Source organism: Marinilabilia rubra (assembly GCF_003121985.1).
GTDB classification, from domain to species: Bacteria; Bacteroidota; Bacteroidia; order Bacteroidales; family Marinilabiliaceae; genus Marinilabilia; species Marinilabilia rubra.
Window position 1 is genome coordinate 139370 of record NZ_QEWP01000006.1, and the last position, 15662, is coordinate 155031.

Annotated in this window: 15 protein-coding genes; 8 read left to right on the forward strand and 7 right to left on the reverse strand. The window is 41.7% G+C overall.

From position 1 onward, the window contains the following. Nucleotides 1–42 precede the first annotated feature (42 nt). The 5 genes from DDZ16_RS09270 to DDZ16_RS09290 form a co-directional block, all read right to left on the reverse strand. Nucleotides 43–357 carry a hypothetical protein gene (locus DDZ16_RS09270; protein WP_109264170.1) on the reverse strand — a complete coding sequence of 105 codons (315 nt, stop codon included), beginning with the start codon at nucleotides 355–357 and terminating at the stop codon, nucleotides 43–45. A gap of 408 nt (nucleotides 358–765) precedes the next feature. Next, nucleotides 766–1329 (reverse strand): hypothetical protein, encoded by a 564-nt coding sequence (locus tag DDZ16_RS09275; RefSeq protein WP_109264171.1) that lies wholly within the window; start codon nucleotides 1327–1329, stop codon nucleotides 766–768. Beyond that, entirely contained in the window at nucleotides 1316–1747 is a 432-nt protein-coding gene (locus DDZ16_RS09280) for a DUF1016 N-terminal domain-containing protein (RefSeq protein ID WP_158275639.1), read from the reverse strand. Before DDZ16_RS09280 ends, DDZ16_RS09275 begins: the two co-directional genes overlap by 14 nt. A 218-nt stretch (nucleotides 1748–1965) precedes the next feature. Beyond that, entirely contained in the window at nucleotides 1966–2373 is a 408-nt protein-coding gene (locus DDZ16_RS09285) for a putative toxin-antitoxin system toxin component, PIN family (protein ID WP_109264173.1), read from the reverse strand. Then, nucleotides 2363–2578 carry a hypothetical protein gene (locus DDZ16_RS09290; protein WP_109264174.1) on the reverse strand — a complete coding sequence of 72 codons (216 nt, stop codon included), beginning with the start codon at nucleotides 2576–2578 and terminating at the stop codon, nucleotides 2363–2365. The genes DDZ16_RS09285 and DDZ16_RS09290 overlap by 11 nt, the downstream gene beginning before the upstream one ends. A gap of 1675 nt (nucleotides 2579–4253) precedes the next feature. Between DDZ16_RS09290 and DDZ16_RS09295 the strand changes: the two genes are divergently transcribed. Further along, nucleotides 4254–5267 (forward strand): aldo/keto reductase, encoded by a 1014-nt coding sequence (locus DDZ16_RS09295; protein ID WP_109264175.1) that lies wholly within the window; start codon nucleotides 4254–4256, stop codon nucleotides 5265–5267. A gap of 236 nt (nucleotides 5268–5503) precedes the next feature. Here the strand turns inward: DDZ16_RS09295 and DDZ16_RS09300 are convergent, their stop codons facing one another. Continuing rightward, on the reverse strand, nucleotides 5504–6022 hold the full coding sequence (locus tag DDZ16_RS09300) for an HdeD family acid-resistance protein (RefSeq protein WP_109264176.1): 519 nt from the start codon (nucleotides 6020–6022) through the stop codon (nucleotides 5504–5506). A gap of 170 nt (nucleotides 6023–6192) precedes the next feature. Here DDZ16_RS09300 and DDZ16_RS09305 point away from each other — a divergent pair, with 170 nt between their 5' ends. The 3 genes from DDZ16_RS09305 (at nucleotide 6193) to DDZ16_RS09315 (ending at nucleotide 10916) form a co-directional block, all read left to right on the forward strand. Next, on the forward strand, nucleotides 6193–6828 hold the full coding sequence (locus DDZ16_RS09305; protein WP_109264177.1) for a DUF6064 family protein: 636 nt from the start codon (nucleotides 6193–6195) through the stop codon (nucleotides 6826–6828). A 1008-nt stretch (nucleotides 6829–7836) separates the two neighbouring features. Then, nucleotides 7837–9492 (forward strand): DUF6377 domain-containing protein, encoded by a 1656-nt coding sequence (locus DDZ16_RS09310; RefSeq protein WP_109264178.1) that lies wholly within the window; start codon nucleotides 7837–7839, stop codon nucleotides 9490–9492. Nucleotides 9493–9677: 185 nt separating this feature from the next. Next, nucleotides 9678–10916 (forward strand): DUF418 domain-containing protein, encoded by a 1239-nt coding sequence (locus DDZ16_RS09315; RefSeq protein WP_109264179.1) that lies wholly within the window; start codon nucleotides 9678–9680, stop codon nucleotides 10914–10916. On the opposite strand, the gene DDZ16_RS20735 is transcribed toward DDZ16_RS09315, so the two are convergent. Beyond that, complete coding sequence (locus DDZ16_RS20735) at nucleotides 10903–11235, reverse strand: hypothetical protein (protein ID WP_158275640.1); 333 nt, start codon at nucleotides 11233–11235, stop codon at nucleotides 10903–10905. The genes DDZ16_RS09315 and DDZ16_RS20735 overlap by 14 nt on opposite strands. Before the next feature lie 257 nt (nucleotides 11236–11492). Between DDZ16_RS20735 and DDZ16_RS09325 the strand changes: the two genes are divergently transcribed. From DDZ16_RS09325 to DDZ16_RS09340, 4 genes are all read left to right on the forward strand, one after another. Continuing rightward, nucleotides 11493–12317: a ZIP family metal transporter gene (locus DDZ16_RS09325; RefSeq protein WP_109264181.1), complete on the forward strand. Its 825-nt coding sequence runs from the start codon at nucleotides 11493–11495 to the stop codon at nucleotides 12315–12317. A 119-nt stretch (nucleotides 12318–12436) separates the two neighbouring features. Beyond that, entirely contained in the window at nucleotides 12437–13039 is a 603-nt protein-coding gene (locus DDZ16_RS09330) for a YhgN family NAAT transporter (RefSeq protein ID WP_109264182.1), read from the forward strand. Nucleotides 13040–13206: 167 nt separating this feature from the next. After that, a complete protein-coding gene (locus tag DDZ16_RS09335; RefSeq protein WP_109264183.1) occupies nucleotides 13207–14115 on the forward strand; it encodes a DMT family transporter in 909 nt (302 codons plus the stop codon). 643 nt (nucleotides 14116–14758) lie between these two features. Then, on the forward strand, nucleotides 14759–15238 hold the full coding sequence (locus DDZ16_RS09340) for an SRPBCC family protein (RefSeq protein WP_109264184.1): 480 nt from the start codon (nucleotides 14759–14761) through the stop codon (nucleotides 15236–15238). The last annotated feature ends 424 nt before the right edge of the window (nucleotides 15239–15662 follow it).

The window sequence follows — 15662 nt, forward strand, 5'->3', positions numbered from 1 at the left end:
GCTTTTGCATCAATAACAAGAGCAAAAGCGACACATAGGAAATCACTTATGGGGGTTTACTACCTGAGTTAATCCGGCCGCGTGGGCTGCCTTTTTTACCCGATGCCCTACACCAGGCTGCTTTCTTTTTGCGGGCAACCACCCAGCCGGGCATCCGGCCACTAAGAGGTGATGAAAATAACTCAGGTTAAGGGCCGGTTCATAGACAGTGACAGCTTCCTTTATCTTGAAATAATCGACCTTAACATCGGTGGTTTTCAAATAGTTTGTGTGAGCAACATGAGGCTTAGTGGAAGATTGGGAACTGGCAGCTGCCATGAGACCCAACAATAAGACAGTGAGCTTTATTTTTTTCATAGGATGGTTGGTTTTTTTTCATTTAGCTCCAGGTGTTCGATTAAATGGGCATTCGTATCTAAAAGAACCTCTTCTTCAATTCGTTGGGTTTCAAGTGCCATTATTGCGAAAAAAGTCAAGACCCGGAACATTTCGGGGGCGGCATGTCCATATTGACCGCCTTTCGGTTACCTGCTAGTTTCTGTTGAAAAGTTTCAAAGATCGTTGCTAATCCCCTTTTCACGGATTTAGCCTGGCGCAAGGAAATACAAAACCCTCAATATGCTGTGGATGCCACGGCTGGCGTATAATAGCTTTGTTATGGGCTTGTGCTTTAATTCTTTAATGTATTTATGTTTGTGTTTGATATAAAGCTGCCTCGGAAACATCTATTATTTTAAGATGTTTCCGAGGCAACTTTATTTTCAATTATTCCATATTCCTTATAGTCTCAGGTCTATATCGAATAGTCTGAACAACCCATGTTGAGTTTTTAAATATGGGATTTTCTTTATCTGTAAATAGTTTTAATTCCCCACTTAACAATGCCTGTTCAAATTCTTCGTACGCTGAGATAGGTATTTTTAATTCTTTGGGACATCGCAATCCTAATTCAATAATATTTCCATCCATATCACCAAAAATATAAACAGCAATGGATTCATGATGTTTATATTTATTTTTATTTTCTTTAAGCCATGGAGCAATATAGGTCTTCATATATAAATCCAAAAGCTTTTTGTTGTTTAGATTTATTGATTTCCAGGCAGTTCTATGGGTGTCCCTGAGCATATAATCAGAATCAGTTCCCAAAAGTTTATTTCTTTTATTGTATAGGCCATAGGTGTTTTTCATAACCTTTTTCACGTATTTGTTCCTTTCCCCTTTGACCTCTTCATATGTGGGCTTTGTTTTCTTAGCTTTGTACTTTGATTCTTGGGCAAATGCACTTCCCATAATACAAACAAATAAAATGATATTAAATATTTTCATTAAGTACCCTTGTAGTCCAACCTTCTAATCTGCACATTTCGGCATAGAATTCTCTACTTAATTCGTTTTCAATGTATATGAGTGTTCTGAAATGTGTCCAGGTCAATTGTCTACTCAGTGCGTAGACAATTTCTTTTTCCTGAAAAGTCTCCGCAAAGCGTAGACAATGCCTTAATTGTTTTTCGCTCCAGCCTTTGCCGAATTCTTCTGTTAATCTTTTGGAAAGGGCTCGTATTATTTGTTGTCCGTAATCAGCGCGTTTATTTTGAAGAATTTCATTGTTTATCCGATGACCTATATTCCAATACAATATCGTTAAAGCTGAATTGGCTGTTATAGCAACAGTTTCTTTGGCTTCATTTATGAAACCTTTTATTTCCTCAATTAGGTTGTTATTTTTCTGAATTTCTTTTTCCATAAAAACAAATATATCACAAATGTGATAATTCATTACCGTGCTGACTATTTTAGAGCGTCCCTTTGCCTTGCCGGCAACGTTGACCTGTATGCGGTCGGCCGGGGCTTTCAAACCCCATAAGATTGTGTCAAACCGTGAGCGGATGACATGGAAAAACGAAGCTTGCAATATGCTGTGGAGGCCCCGGCTGGCGTATACAGATTGTTGCAGCGTCGTGTTTATATTCTTTCTGTTAATTCTCTGATAGTTAGTATTTTTGTTTTTTCAATTTTCTTCAATTCCAATAAATCATTGTCGCCTGTTACAAGAAAATCTGCTTTACTGTCAATTGCCAGGTTCAACAAGAAATTATCTTTGAAATCTCTACAAATTTCTATATTTGATGTGGTTTCAATTATTTTTGCGAAGTTGTCAAATGAGCGAAGCAGTTTCTGAATATCTTGGTCTGTGAAGTACTTTTGAAATTTTGGTCGAGTGGCAACAGTCAGGAATTCTTGAATTAATTCTTTCGAGAAAATCAAAGTCACTTTCTGATTTTCAACAAATTTGTCAATAAAGCTGTAGTTTTTTGTAATTAAAAAGCTAATCCAAAGGTTTGTGTCCAGAATGACCTTTTTACTTCTCATATCGGGATGCTCTAACTGATTCAACTTCTTTAGTTATTTCGTCCAAAGAAGGCGCATTCTCGGATTGGCTTCTTAATTTTTCTAGTAATTCAGAGAATTCCGATTTTGTTTTCTCTTTTCTAATCTTAATTAATTCCATATCCGCCAAGTCTTTAATCAGTCGTTTGGCTTTCGGATTTATGATATCAATACGTAATGATTCCATAGCAATCAGTTTTTATCAAAGATACGAAATTCTGAATTTCTTTGGGCCTTTTTGTTCTATTGAAGAAATGTTGTCTTGTTTTTTTACATGCGCTGCAACATTTCCATAAACCCAATGCCGTTTTACAACCTAAAACAACATTGCGTTAATATCTATTATGTATTTTCTCCCCGAATCTACCAAAAAAACCAAACATTCGAAAAACATTTATGTGAGAGCCAGGGATGTTTGAGTGGGAGAATAGAATTACTGAGTGGACGGTAAGCAACGCTTTCTGGATGGCATAACAGAAAATAGTGGTTAAATCCCAGAAAATCGAAACTCCTAAGTGCAAGGTTATTCCACATCACACTCGGATTTCTTTGCCCATATTCAAAAAAAACAGCTAATCAAAAGGGGACAAATGTCCTTCAATTGTCCGTTGACAATATCACCGGGGTGATTAACCCCTTCAGAAGAGGTTATTACCCCCTAATGAAGGGGTTATTACCCCTTAGGGATGGGGTTACTACCCCTTATGGAAGGGGTTTTCATCCCTTAGGAAAGGGGTTTTCATCCCTTAAGGAAGGGGTTTTCATCCCTTAGGAAAGGGATTTTCATCCCTTAGGGAAGGGGTTTTCATCCCTTGAGGAAGGGGTTTCTATTCATTTACAGTTGCTGATTTTTTGAGTCTGAAATTGACAATACTTCGTTAAACTATTGTAAAAGGCGGTAAATCAATTTTTTGGAATTATATGCATGATTACTTTAAATCCCTGTTTATCAGTAGCATATGCTTCGTCTTAAATCTAACGATCTATTGAAATTGATACCCCACACAATACAACCCTTTCCCCCTGTAAAACTGATACTTAACGCGTTTTTCAAGGGGCTTTTCCGGGGCTTATTCGTACCTTCTTCGGGGCTTGTTCGGCCGTTCTTCGGCATTTCTCCGACTCTATAGGGCCGAAGAACAGTCGAACAAAAGTCGAACAAAGGTCGAAGGAGGTACCTGCATGGCTGGAACAAGATCAGGAACAGGACCGAAGCGGGTTAGTAAGGACTTCACTTGAAGTGAAAGCCTCACTTTAATTGAGAACATACGACACCTTCGGCGTCGGTTTTTCTTATTTGCCATTCGTTGCTATAAAAATAGGAGCCCTTCAGGCTCCTGCCCCATCATCATGGAATTTAGACTCCGGGAAATAATGCTTTTCAAAAGTCTGCATAAGGAATAATCGACCCCGAAGTTGGTCGCATGTTTATAGCCAGACGCTGAAAAGAAAAGAAAGTCACCCCGAAAACGGCCTAAATTTCAAACACTTCTACAATGAACAAATGCCCCTTTCTATTAGTTAAACCAAACGAAATCAAGAGGCTGTTTGTTATCTTTTAATTCTTACCTGATACATTTTAACAGGCTGAAGGCCTGACTTAACATAGCCCGGGGCAACGCCTCGGGACAGAGAATCCAATTTCCCCTCTCGTTTCGTTGGCCGCAAAGCGGCCAACAAAACGGATGATGAATATCACCCCTTCCCCGGGGGCATTGCCCCGGGCTGGAATTGGTCAGGCCTTCAGCCCGTATCAATCTGAGTTATTACAATATCAATATAGAACTAATGACCCGGAGTTCATATGGTGAATAACCCTTCACCTTGCCCACAAAATCATTGAACACTAAAACACATAAGCCATGAAGTACAATTTATTAGGTAACACAGGATTAAAAGTTTCAGAACTTTGTCTGGGCACCATGACCTTTGGTGGCCGCGGCATGTGGACAGCCATCGGTACGCTGCCTCAGGAGCAGGCCAACGAACTGGTAAAGATGTCGGTTGAAAACGGCATCAATTTCATTGACACGGCCAACATCTACAGCGAAGGCCTGAGTGAGCAGATGACCGGAAAAGCCATCCGTGATCTTGGCCTGAAACGAGACGATCTGGTTATTGCCACAAAAGTACGTGGCTCGATGGGTGAAGGCCCCAACGACTCAGGCCTCAGCCGGAAACACATTTTGCAACAGGCTCACGAAAGTCTGGAACGCCTTAACACCGATTACATCGACCTCTATCAGATTCACGGTTTTGACCCCCTCACTCCCCTGCAAGAAACCCTTGAGGCCCTGGACTCCCTGGTGCAAAGCGGGAAAGTCAGGTACATTGGGTGCAGCAATCTGGCAGCCTGGCAGATTATGAAAGCACTGAGCATTTCGAATCTGAATCGCCTCAGCAAATTTGTCTCCCTTCAGGCTTATTACACCATTGCCGGGCGGGAACTGGAGCGGGAACTGGTACCGATGATGCTCGATCAAAAGATGGGGCTTATGGTATGGAGTCCGCTGGCAGGAGGTTTGCTGAGCGGCAAATACAACCGCAAGATGGAAGCCAAAGAAGGCCGCAGGGTGAATTTCGATTTTCCACCCATTAACAAAGAGAAGGCCTTCGACATTATTGATGTGATGCAAAAAATAGCAGATGCGAAACATGTTTCGGTAGCCCAAATCGCACTGGCGTGGTTACTGCATCAACCGGTAGTATCGTCTGTAATAGTAGGTGCCAAAAAGCCCGATCAGTTGACAGATAATCTCAAATCGGTGAATGTGGAATTATCGGTTGATGACCTGTACCTGCTCAATGAAGTAAGTCAACCGGAACCCGAATATCCCGGGTGGATGATTGAACGCCAGGGAGCGGACCGGAAATAGGTTAGGTTAAGTCGAGGTTGTCTCAAAAGCCCACATTTGATGTCATTCTGAGTGCCTACCTCAAATAATATTGAGGAGTAACGCGGGTATGACAGTGGGAATGCCTCGTCTCCGTAGGGGCAAATTTGGATAACCCTCCCGATTAAAGTGCGGGACAGGCTGGGTGAAAACCCGGGGCGAGGTATCCCAGGTAGAAAAAGCAAGGCTTGGGCCGTCAGACTATGCTTGACTTGACACTAGCTCATTTTCCATGCCACATAAAAGCGGACCAATCCGTAAAACAAGGCATAAGCGCCAAGAATGAGGGTGCCCAAAACAGCCCCTTCAAAAGGATTGAACATCAGTAATGCACCTACCAGAACAGACAAAATTCCGCTGGTCAGAGAAAGCTGTTGTCCGGGAATCTTATCACGCAATTTCAGAGTGGCAGTGAGCTGGAAAATGCCCAAAAACGTGATCCACAAGCCCATTATGAAAATAAGCAGACTGGCCGTTACATCGGGATAAGAGATGATCAAAAGCCCCAATAATGCATTGATCACTCCCTGAGAAAGGCGCCACTGCCAGGAGCCTTTCTTTTTGGAAAGAGCCCAGAGAATTAATACTACGCCGACAATTAAAGCGAGGAGCCCTACGTAAGTGGCCATTGCCATCAAGGCGGTTTGAGGATTAGCCAATATTAAAATCCCGAGGATTAATCCGATAATTCCTTTAATGATTTCCAGATTGCGATTGTTCTCAAGCAATTTTTTCATAATAATTTCTGTTTTTGTTTTATTCCTGTATAACCTGGTTTATTAACACCATATTCTGATAAGAATAAGGAAACTGTATTGGCTTTATTTTGATATAATTACCAATATCCTTAATTTTATTCAAAATGGAAACCTTTTATTTCTCACTCATTAAAAAAAATCCGCTAGTCATGAAAATACCTTTCTCCACAGAGGCTTTCTTCGGCGTTTTTGAAACCTACAATTCATCTGTCTTCCCTTTGCAGTTTCTGATTATGGCATTTGGGATAATCACCGTAATTCTTTTGCACAGTGGCAGTAGGTATAAAAACACTGCAATTTCTTATTTTCTGGCTTTTGTGTGGCTGTGGACAGGAATTTTATACCATCTGCTACACTTTACAGCCATCAATATGGCAGCCTACAGTTTTGGGATCCTATTCATATTACAGGGCCTCTTTTTTATTCTTGAATTGTCCCGTAAACGGTTAAACTTTTTCTTTCCCGGGGGATTCGCAGGTTACACAGGCTATTTTTTCGTCTGGTTCGGTCTCCTAATATACCCGCTTATCAGCTATTTTGCAAAAGGTTCCTGGGCCGGAACCATCGCTCTGGGATTGCCCTGCCCCACCACTATTTTTACTTTTGGGTTGCTGATGCTTACCAGCAGAGCTATGCCCAGATACCTACTGATCATTCCATCCATCTGGACCATTATCGGAACCGGAGCTGCTGTCAATTTCGGAGTTTATCAGGATTATATGATGCTCTTGTCGGCTGTTGTGGCCAATATTTATTTGTTGAAGCGAAAGCGGATAACCAAATGATTATTAAGGAGTAATCTCAGGCCATTCTTAGAGGCAAACAATCCCATCAAACAAAATTTAAACAGTTTCTAAAAGTAATAGATCGTTAGTGTTTTAGTTACCGGCCTGACGGCAGTCAGGTTAGATGTAAATAACAAACAAGCCAAATTTGGCAGGCAGTAGAAAAAGTATTGACACCAAAGACCATCTTTCAACATTCGAACAAAAGTTTTGTCTGAAAAGCAAAGATCTAAATCATGAGAGTTATTTCTCTACTATAAAGCAGCCTATGCAACGAATTAGATAAAAGTAAATTAGTCGTTAGGCAGTAGGCAGAAGGCAGTAGTGATTTCTTTTAAAAACGACATACCCAAAAATCTAACAAACACCATATAAACAGCACATTTACAATGGTTTATGATTTAGGTTAGATAAAAGACAAAGGCTGTGGTTTAAAAATGCGTTTTTGCCCTTGGAGATTAAATAGTGCAAGGCCTTGCAAGGACAAAGTCACCATATTAAAGTAAAAAAGGCATCATTGGTACTCCTGAAAAGGTGGTACCGAATTAGGTCTGGCGGATTCCGATCCGCCACCAGAGGTAAAACGGCGGATCGGCTTCGGCTCTGCCGCTTTCCCAGAAAGAATCCGCCGCACCTGATCTTCCATTGGTAAGGTTCGATCCCCAAAAACACGCAAAAATAAACTTAAGCCAAAACAAACCTTTTAACAATGAAAACCTGGGCTTTAGCCTAAATCAAAGTATGCCTGCAAACAATTAATACGAATATATTGCAGGGCTTGCTGAAAAAGAATTAAAGAGCTGATAATCTCATTCAAAGTGTAAGGTTTTTCAAGTAAATTTTTCAATAAGTCTGCACCTGTGGCAATTAATAGCCAAAACATCACTGTTCAAAAGATTAACTCAAATACAGTTTCGCAATCAAGAGCCGGATCATGCTGATGGTTGAAACTGAAATTTTAATTACTTTTACCTCTGATTTTTAAACCATCAATTTCTGCTCCCTCAAATGAGCAACACCAGCATCAGAGTAATAATTGTTCTTTTTTCCGTGTTCACAGCATCTTTCCCGGTATCAGGGCAGAAAGAATTGAATGCAGTGCTCGACAGTCTGGATCAAACCCTCGAAAACAAAGAGGCATTTGATAAAAAGAAAGAAAATAAAATACAGCTTCTGAAAGAACTGGAAAAGGAAGCCACTTCTTTAGAACAATCCTTTGATCTCAACCACCAACTTTATGAAGAGTACCGGAAATATCAATTAGATTCGGCCACCGTTTACGCCAGGGCTTGTTTGAAAGTAGCAGAAGCGCTCAACAACAACCTTTTGAAGATCAAAACCAAAATTCATCTGGTGCCTTTGTATGCTTCATCGGGGCGGTTTATTGAAGCGGAGGATCTTCTTGAATCCATCAACAAAAATTCAGTTCCCCGCTCCCTGCTGCCCGATTATTACAAAGCCTGCCATCTGTTTTTTAATTACTATGCGGCCAACGTCAGGCTGCCCTATTTTCTAAACAAAACCAAAGCCTACAGGGATTCCGTAATGAAGGCTGTGGCCCCGGAGTCTCCAGAACATCAAATCTACAAAGCAGAGACATTAATTGATAAGAATAATCTCAAACCGGCCCGGGACATTTTAGAAAAACTGTTAAACACTCCATCTTTAGAGAAAGGGAACTATGCTGTTGTCACTTTTTGGCTGGGTATCATTCACTCAAGAAAAGGCAATGCCGGCGAAAGCAAAAGGTTTTTTGCCATGTCTGCCATCTCAGACATTCGCCATTCAACGAAAGACAATTCATCTTTGCACCACCTGGCCTCCCTCTTTAACCGGGAGGGAAACATAGAAAAAGCTTTTAAATACTCCCAGGCGGCTTTAAACGATGCCCTTTTCAGCAATGTTCAGTTCCGCGCCATTTATCTCTCCGAATTCTTCTCCATCATCAACGATACCTACAAAGAACGGGCAGATAACCAGAAAAATAACCTGATACTGTACATTGTTTTAATCAGCTTTCTCTCCTTGTTTTTGATTGTTGCAGTCATCTATGTTTACCGCCAGATGGACAAGACATCAGGCATCAGAAAAGAGCTTGACAAAGCAAACAAGGAGTTGGTACGATTGAATGCCGACATACTTCAGAAAAACGATCAGCTGTACAATCAAAACCACCTCCTTCAGGATTCCAATCAGATTAAAGAGGAATACATTGCCCATTTCTTCGATTTGTGTTCTACCTACATCAACAAACTGGACGACTACCGGAAATCACTCAACAAAAAAGCTAACACAGGCAGTCCGCAGGATCTCATTAAGGCTTTAAAGTCGTCAAACATCGTTGAGGACGAATTGGAAGAACTTTACAGGAACTTTGACACCATATTCTTAAACCTTTATCCGTCGTTCATAGAGGAATACAACGAATTACTGGCCGATGGGGAAAAAGTGGAGCCCAAGCCGGGAGAAAAGCTGAATACCGAATTGCGAATATTTGCACTCATACGACTTGGAATTACCGACAGCGTGAAAATAGCAGCCTTCCTGAGATACTCATTAAGCACCATCTACAACTATCGCACAAAAGCCCGGAATAAGGCCTCGGTTTCACGTGAGGAGTTCGAAGACCTCGTCATGAAAATTGGGACACTGGGAAAGAGATAACCTCTGACATTGATCAAAAAAGCGGGCAAAAAATCTTCTATTTCCACTACTTATTTTTCCCACACCAAAAACATAAATACCTATTTTACTGATACTTTACTTCAACAACCACTACTTTTCGCACCCAATTCTCAAACCACCCCATTCTTTCTATAATTTTGGACTTGACAATTAAAATTCGAATCATGATTGCTGAAAGTAAAAGGTTTTATGTCGTAGATGCGTTGCGCGGATTTGCCATTATTTCAATAATGCTGCTGCACAACATCGAGCATTTCGACTTGTACTTTACTCCGGAAGGCATTCCCGAATGGATGGCCAGTATCGATAAAGTGATCTGGGATACTCTGTTTTTCCTTTTCGGAGGAAAATCGTATGCCATGTTTGCCCTTCTTTTTGGCCTTACCTTTTACATTCAGATGCACAATCAGGAAAAGAAAGGCAGCGATTTCAGAGGCCGTTTTGCCTGGCGGCTTTTCTTACTACTGATATTTGGCGTTATAAACTCCGCCTTTTTCCAGGGAGATATCCTGTCGCTTTATGCCATGGTTGGAGTGTTCTTAATTCCCATGGCCAGGTTAAGCGACAAAGCAGTCCTTATCATTGCCATTATTTTATTCCTTCAGCCACTAGAGATATTAAAGCTGTTTCAAGGCATCCGTAATCCCGGAATGGAAATGGCCGACCCTGTATCGTGGTCCTATTTCGGGAAAATGGGAGAATACATTACAGGCGATTCTTTTTGGGCTACCATAAAAGGGAACCTTACCAACGGCAAAATGGCGGTATTGCACTGGAACTGGGAAAACGGCCGTTTCTTTCACATGCTCTCACTCTTCTTGTTTGGCATGCTGGCAGGTCGCCGTCAACTTTTTGCCTGGAATGAGAAAAACAAAAGATTCTGGGTTAAGACCCTCATCATTGCCGGTATTGGGTTTATTCCCCTGTTTGTTATCAAAACCAACACCGCCGAACTTATTGATAGCGAAGCCATACGCCGCCCTTTCAGTACGATGGAAGCATCATGGTCCAACCTCTTTTTTATGGCTTTCATGGTTGCCGGATTTGTGCTGCTGTTCCATTCACGCTTTTTCCATAAAGCACTCAGCAAGCTCACCCCAATCGGAAAAATGAGCTTGTCCAATTATGTTTTTCAATCATTGGTGGGCTCTTTCATATACTATGGATATGGCTTAGGGCTCTATCAGTATACCAATACCACCTATGCCTTTTTAACAGGCCTTACTCTGGCTTTTGTCACCTGGATATTCTGTACCTGGTGGGCACGCAGGTTCAAACGAGGGCCTCTGGAAACAATCTGGCACCGTGTCACATGGATTGACAAAAATTTAAGCACACCCCAAAGCAGTGCCACACACACTGTGAAAAATAAAACCATAAACACTTCTTTTACACACAACTAGTAAACCAAAAACGCGTCAGGTGAAAGTCTGATTTTAAAACAGCCCGGAGATTTTCTCCGGGCTGTTTTTTTATTGGAAAAAATGCACTAGAAGTCAATTGTAGAATGTCGGGTAAGCCGCCGCTGTTTTTCACCTTGTGCAAAACAACAAAAAAGTAAGCATAGCCGCAGCCACGTGAGTCTTTTTTTTGAGAAGCACAAGGTAGAAAGAGCAAGGCTTGGGCCGTCAGACTATGCTTGACTTGACACTGGAAACTGAAGGTTCCTTCCATAAAGCTTTCCTGGAGAGAGAAGTCACAATTTAAATAGAGTCTGTCCATAAAGTACCACTTTCTGCGTTACGCTTGCCGCCAAAACACTCATTTACCCAAGTAAACTCCGTTTTTGGCGGCTTCGCAAGCCTTGCAACTGGCCCTTTCTGACCAGACACATAACTTTTTACAAACTTTCCCGACTTTATAGACGGGCACTAAATAGTATATGGACCGACACTAAATACACTCTCCTTTTATTTGGACACCTCTGTATTTGTATTTACATTAATACCTCGTTAGGAACTATTTAAACCCGTTTTTACATGAACCTTGAAAGCCTGATTGAGATAAATCCAATAATTCTTGCCCTGGTGGCCACCATTTTTACATGGCTGATGACAGCACTTGGATCATCGATGGTCTTTTTCTTTAAAAACATAGACAAACGACTTCTGAATTCAATGCTTGGTTTTGCTGCCGGAGTAATGATAGCGGCCAGTTTTTGGTCCTTATTAAAACCAGCAATTGAAATGGCCACGAACCAGGGAGACATTCCCTGGGTACCTGCTTTAACAGGCTTTCTGGCTGGAGGGACATTTCTTCTGATGGTTGACAAGATTTTACCACACCTTCATATGGGACTGAGCACCGACAAAGCCGAAGGGATAAAAACCACCTGGCAACGGAGTATTCTGCTGATTCTGGCCATTACACTTCACAACATTCCCGAAGGACTGGCAGTGGGTGTCGCCTTTGGGGCTTTGGCCAACACCCCCGATGTGGGAATTCTGGCAGGGGCCGTTGCTCTGGCTATGGGAATTGGTCTTCAAAACTTTCCGGAGGGAGCTGCTGTTTCCATCCCTCTCCGAAGAGAAGGCTTCACCAGGTTTAGAGCTTTTAATTACGGACAGTTTTCAGGCTTTGTAGAGCCCATGGCAGGTGTGCTTGGTGCGTACCTGGTGGCTACCATGAAGCCTTTATTACCTTACGCGCTGTCGTTTGCAGCGGGAGCTATGATTTTTGTAGTGGTTGAAGAGTTGATCCCAGAATCACAGAGAGGGGGAGAGGGAAATGAAACGGACCTCTCTACCATTGGTGCTATGCTCGGTTTTGCTGTTATGATGCTGATGGATGTTGCGTTGGGTTAAAGCTATTAAAACATTCTCCTAATCCCTGTTACGCATCTGAAAATATTTGCTAATTTCGCGGCCGATTTTGGAAGAACACTCCAACTAACAGAACCGTTAAAAAGCAAATATTCAAGGGAATGGAAAATTTAGGCAGTTCAGTTTGGTCAGCAGCAGTTTTGCTGTTTTTTCTAATGGATCCACTCGGTAATATCCCGGTGATGCTCTCCATCCTCAAAGGCATTGACCCCAAACGTCAGAGAATCATCATTGCCCGTGAGCTTTTCATTGCATTGATCATTCTGCTCATTTTCCTTTTCGCAGGTAAACCCCTGCTCAACTTCCTGCATCTCGAGAAGGAAGCGGTAACCATATCGGGCGGTATTATTCTGCTTATCATCGGACTAAGACTCATATTTCCTCAAAAAGCAGGGCCAATGGGAGAAACACCTGACGGAGAACCGTTTCTGGTACCCATTGCCATTCCCATGATTGCCGGCCCATCGGTTTTGGCCATGCTGATACTGATGACCCAGAGTCAACCGGGAAACATGACGAACTGGTTCTTTGCACTTCTGATAGCCTGGGCCCTGTCGGCCGTGATTCTGCAAACAGCCCCTATCCTGTTGCGGGTATTAAAACAAAGGGGACTTATAGCCCTTGAACGCCTGATGGGAATGATCCTGGTAATGATGGCCGTTCAGATGCTGATCAATGGATTCAAGGTGCTTTTTGCAGGGTAAAAAAGGCTTCTGAAGTGTGTCGGGACCCCCTAAAGCTAAATCATACTTACAATCAGCTAATTAAAGAGATTTAAGTTTTTCTGCACATTCTAAATAAAATTCAACCCGAAAACATTTGGGTCACCTTTAGGACAATCCTTATATTGATGGTTAAATCATGTTAGTGTATGTCCAAAACCGGCTTTTTACTTCCCATCGCGTTCATCATCCTCTGGAATTCCGGTTTCATCGGGGCCGAATACGGTTTGCCTTACACCGGACCATTCACTCTGCTGTTTTGGCGTTATGGCATCCTCACCCTGATTCTGTCTTTATACCTTTTAATAACCGGGCGTTTTAAATTTCATGGATGGGGAACCATATTTCCCAATATGCTGGTAGGGTTTCTGGCTCATGGAGTTTGGCTTACCGGAGTTTTGTTTGCAATAAACCTGGGGGTTCCGGCCGGAATTGTTGCTTTAGTGATTGCACTCCAACCTATGGCCACCAGCGCTTTTTCCGGACGAGCAACAGGCGAACGTACCTCATCGGGGCAGTGGGTAGGTTTGGTGACTGCATTTGCCGGCGTTATACTTACCTTAATAGCCAGGATAGACTTCTCGGACCCCACGGCTGCAAGTGCTTATTTACTGCCCTTTATATCGGTGGCTGCAATGACCGGCGCCAACCTGTTTGAACGCGAGATGGAAATTTATGAACGCTCCAAATTGCTGGACATGGATGAAACGCTTTTCTATCAAAGTCTGGCCACATTCATTGCAACCATAATTCCGGCTTTGGTATTCGAAAACCTGGAAACCCGATGGGAAACTCCATTTGTTCTGACCATGGGCTGGCTTATTGTGGGCGTATCACTGGGGGCTTATGCCTGCATGTGGAAGCTGCTGGAGTACATGGAAGTCAACCGCTTTGCTTCATTGTTCTATTTTGGCCCTCCGGTAACCATGTTTATGGCCTGGATTGCCTTTGGTGATAAGCTTTTAATTACGGATACAGGAGGATTCCTGATTGTTCTTATTGGTGTTGTTCTAACCCAGAAAAACTTTCGTCTGAGAAATCCCTTTTTAACGAACTAATCAACATAATAGATCGTTAGATTTTTGGATATCAGATTTAAGACGAATTATATAGTGCTAATAATCCGGGCTTTAAAGCAATTACTAATACAGCTACAAGAACCTAAACAACAGCTTCTTACAAAAACTTAAGATGGTTGTTTAAAAATGCGTTTTTGCCCTTAGAGATTACATAGTGCAAGGCCTTGCAAGAACAAAATCTCCATATTAAAGTAAAAAGGGCATCATTCCATTGGTAAGGTTCGACCCCCAAAATACGCAACAATAAACTTAAGCCAAGTTTGACGGAGTATTGCAACAGATACTCTACTTGGGAGCTACTGAAAAAGGCAGCAGCCTCATTCTTGTTAAAGCACCCTCAATGTACTGATGCTTGGAGATATAAGTATTTTTCAGCAAGTCCTGCTTAAACAAAGAAAAAGGATGGAGTGTTAATATCCCAGGGGATATAATTCAGTGAAAAACAGGCTCTTTTTCAATTTGATTCATTGGTGTCGTTTTAAAATATTTCTCTCCATTGCAAATTGTGTGAATATTAATCTGTTTAATAAATTTGATTCAAAGAGGGCTTGCATTTCGCAAGAAGAAAAATACTATTATTTTTCCGGACAATAGTGAATTTAAATCATCTCAAAAGCAACTTATGGGAACCTTTCGTTTAGAAGTCAGTCAAAAAGTCAATGCCTCCATGGAAGAGGTATGGGACTTTATTTCATCGCCTCGAAATCTGAAATTTATCACCCCTGAGCATATGGGTTTCGATATCATTACCCCAAACCTGCCTGAAAAGATGTATCCGGGTATGATGGTGGAATACGAGGTAAAACCTTTTGCGGGATATAAAACCAAATGGCTGACTGAAATTACCCATGTCCGTGACCTTGAATTTTTTGTGGACGAACAGCGATCCGGTCCTTACAAGCTTTGGCATCATCAACATCACATAAAACCAATAGAAAACGGGGTATTGATGACTGACATTGTCCACTATATCCCACCAATGGGAATCATCGGCAACATGGCCAATGCCATACTTATCCGAAAACAGCTCAATGCCATTTTTGAATTCCGCAGAGACGCTTTGATCCGGAAGTATGGGGATTATGCTTATCCTGCGGTTTAATAATACTCCGCCGGATCTTTCCAAAAAGCTCTTATTCGATTGCTTACAGGCTTGCTTTTGTTTGATGTAATGTGCAGAATTTCGGCGTTGTATTATTTGTCTTAAATCCAACCTGACTGCTGTCAGGCAGGCATCTAAAAATCTAACAGTCTATTGGTTTAAAAGAAAGGCTGCTTTTACTTTTTCAAAAACAATGGGCTTGAAATACCTGAAAAAATCATCTAACTTAGGAGCTGCTGAAAAAGTCAAAAGGGCAGAATTTACAAGCCGCCCAATCGAAGGAGTATTGAAATACTTCGAGATTGTGGCGGTGAAGTAAATTTTATTCTTTTGATTAGCCATTTTCATCAATTCAAGTGCAAAGAAATTTGAGTAATTGTGAAATAACCTTGCACTTATGTTCTTGTTGAGATGATTTAAAATT

Coding starts and splice junctions, on each gene's coding strand:
- DDZ16_RS09270 (WP_109264170.1), bottom strand. CDS start 357: ATGAAAAAAATAAAGCTCACTGTCTTATTGTTGGGTCTCATGGCAGCT.
- DDZ16_RS09275 (WP_109264171.1), bottom strand. CDS start 1,329: ATGAAAATATTTAATATCATTTTATTTGTTTGTATTATGGGAAGTGCA.
- DDZ16_RS09280 (WP_158275639.1), bottom strand. CDS start 1,747: ATGGAAAAAGAAATTCAGAAAAATAACAACCTAATTGAGGAAATAAAA.
- DDZ16_RS09285 (WP_109264173.1), bottom strand. CDS start 2,373: ATGAGAAGTAAAAAGGTCATTCTGGACACAAACCTTTGGATTAGCTTT.
- DDZ16_RS09290 (WP_109264174.1), bottom strand. CDS start 2,578: ATGGAATCATTACGTATTGATATCATAAATCCGAAAGCCAAACGACTG.
- DDZ16_RS09295 (WP_109264175.1), top strand. CDS start 4,254: ATGAAGTACAATTTATTAGGTAACACAGGATTAAAAGTTTCAGAACTT.
- DDZ16_RS09300 (WP_109264176.1), bottom strand. CDS start 6,022: ATGAAAAAATTGCTTGAGAACAATCGCAATCTGGAAATCATTAAAGGA.
- DDZ16_RS09305 (WP_109264177.1), top strand. CDS start 6,193: ATGAAAATACCTTTCTCCACAGAGGCTTTCTTCGGCGTTTTTGAAACC.
- DDZ16_RS09310 (WP_109264178.1), top strand. CDS start 7,837: ATGAGCAACACCAGCATCAGAGTAATAATTGTTCTTTTTTCCGTGTTC.
- DDZ16_RS09315 (WP_109264179.1), top strand. CDS start 9,678: ATGATTGCTGAAAGTAAAAGGTTTTATGTCGTAGATGCGTTGCGCGGA.
- DDZ16_RS20735 (WP_158275640.1), bottom strand. CDS start 11,235: ATGGACAGACTCTATTTAAATTGTGACTTCTCTCTCCAGGAAAGCTTT.
- DDZ16_RS09325 (WP_109264181.1), top strand. CDS start 11,493: ATGAACCTTGAAAGCCTGATTGAGATAAATCCAATAATTCTTGCCCTG.
- DDZ16_RS09330 (WP_109264182.1), top strand. CDS start 12,437: ATGGAAAATTTAGGCAGTTCAGTTTGGTCAGCAGCAGTTTTGCTGTTT.
- DDZ16_RS09335 (WP_109264183.1), top strand. CDS start 13,207: ATGTCCAAAACCGGCTTTTTACTTCCCATCGCGTTCATCATCCTCTGG.
- DDZ16_RS09340 (WP_109264184.1), top strand. CDS start 14,759: ATGGGAACCTTTCGTTTAGAAGTCAGTCAAAAAGTCAATGCCTCCATG.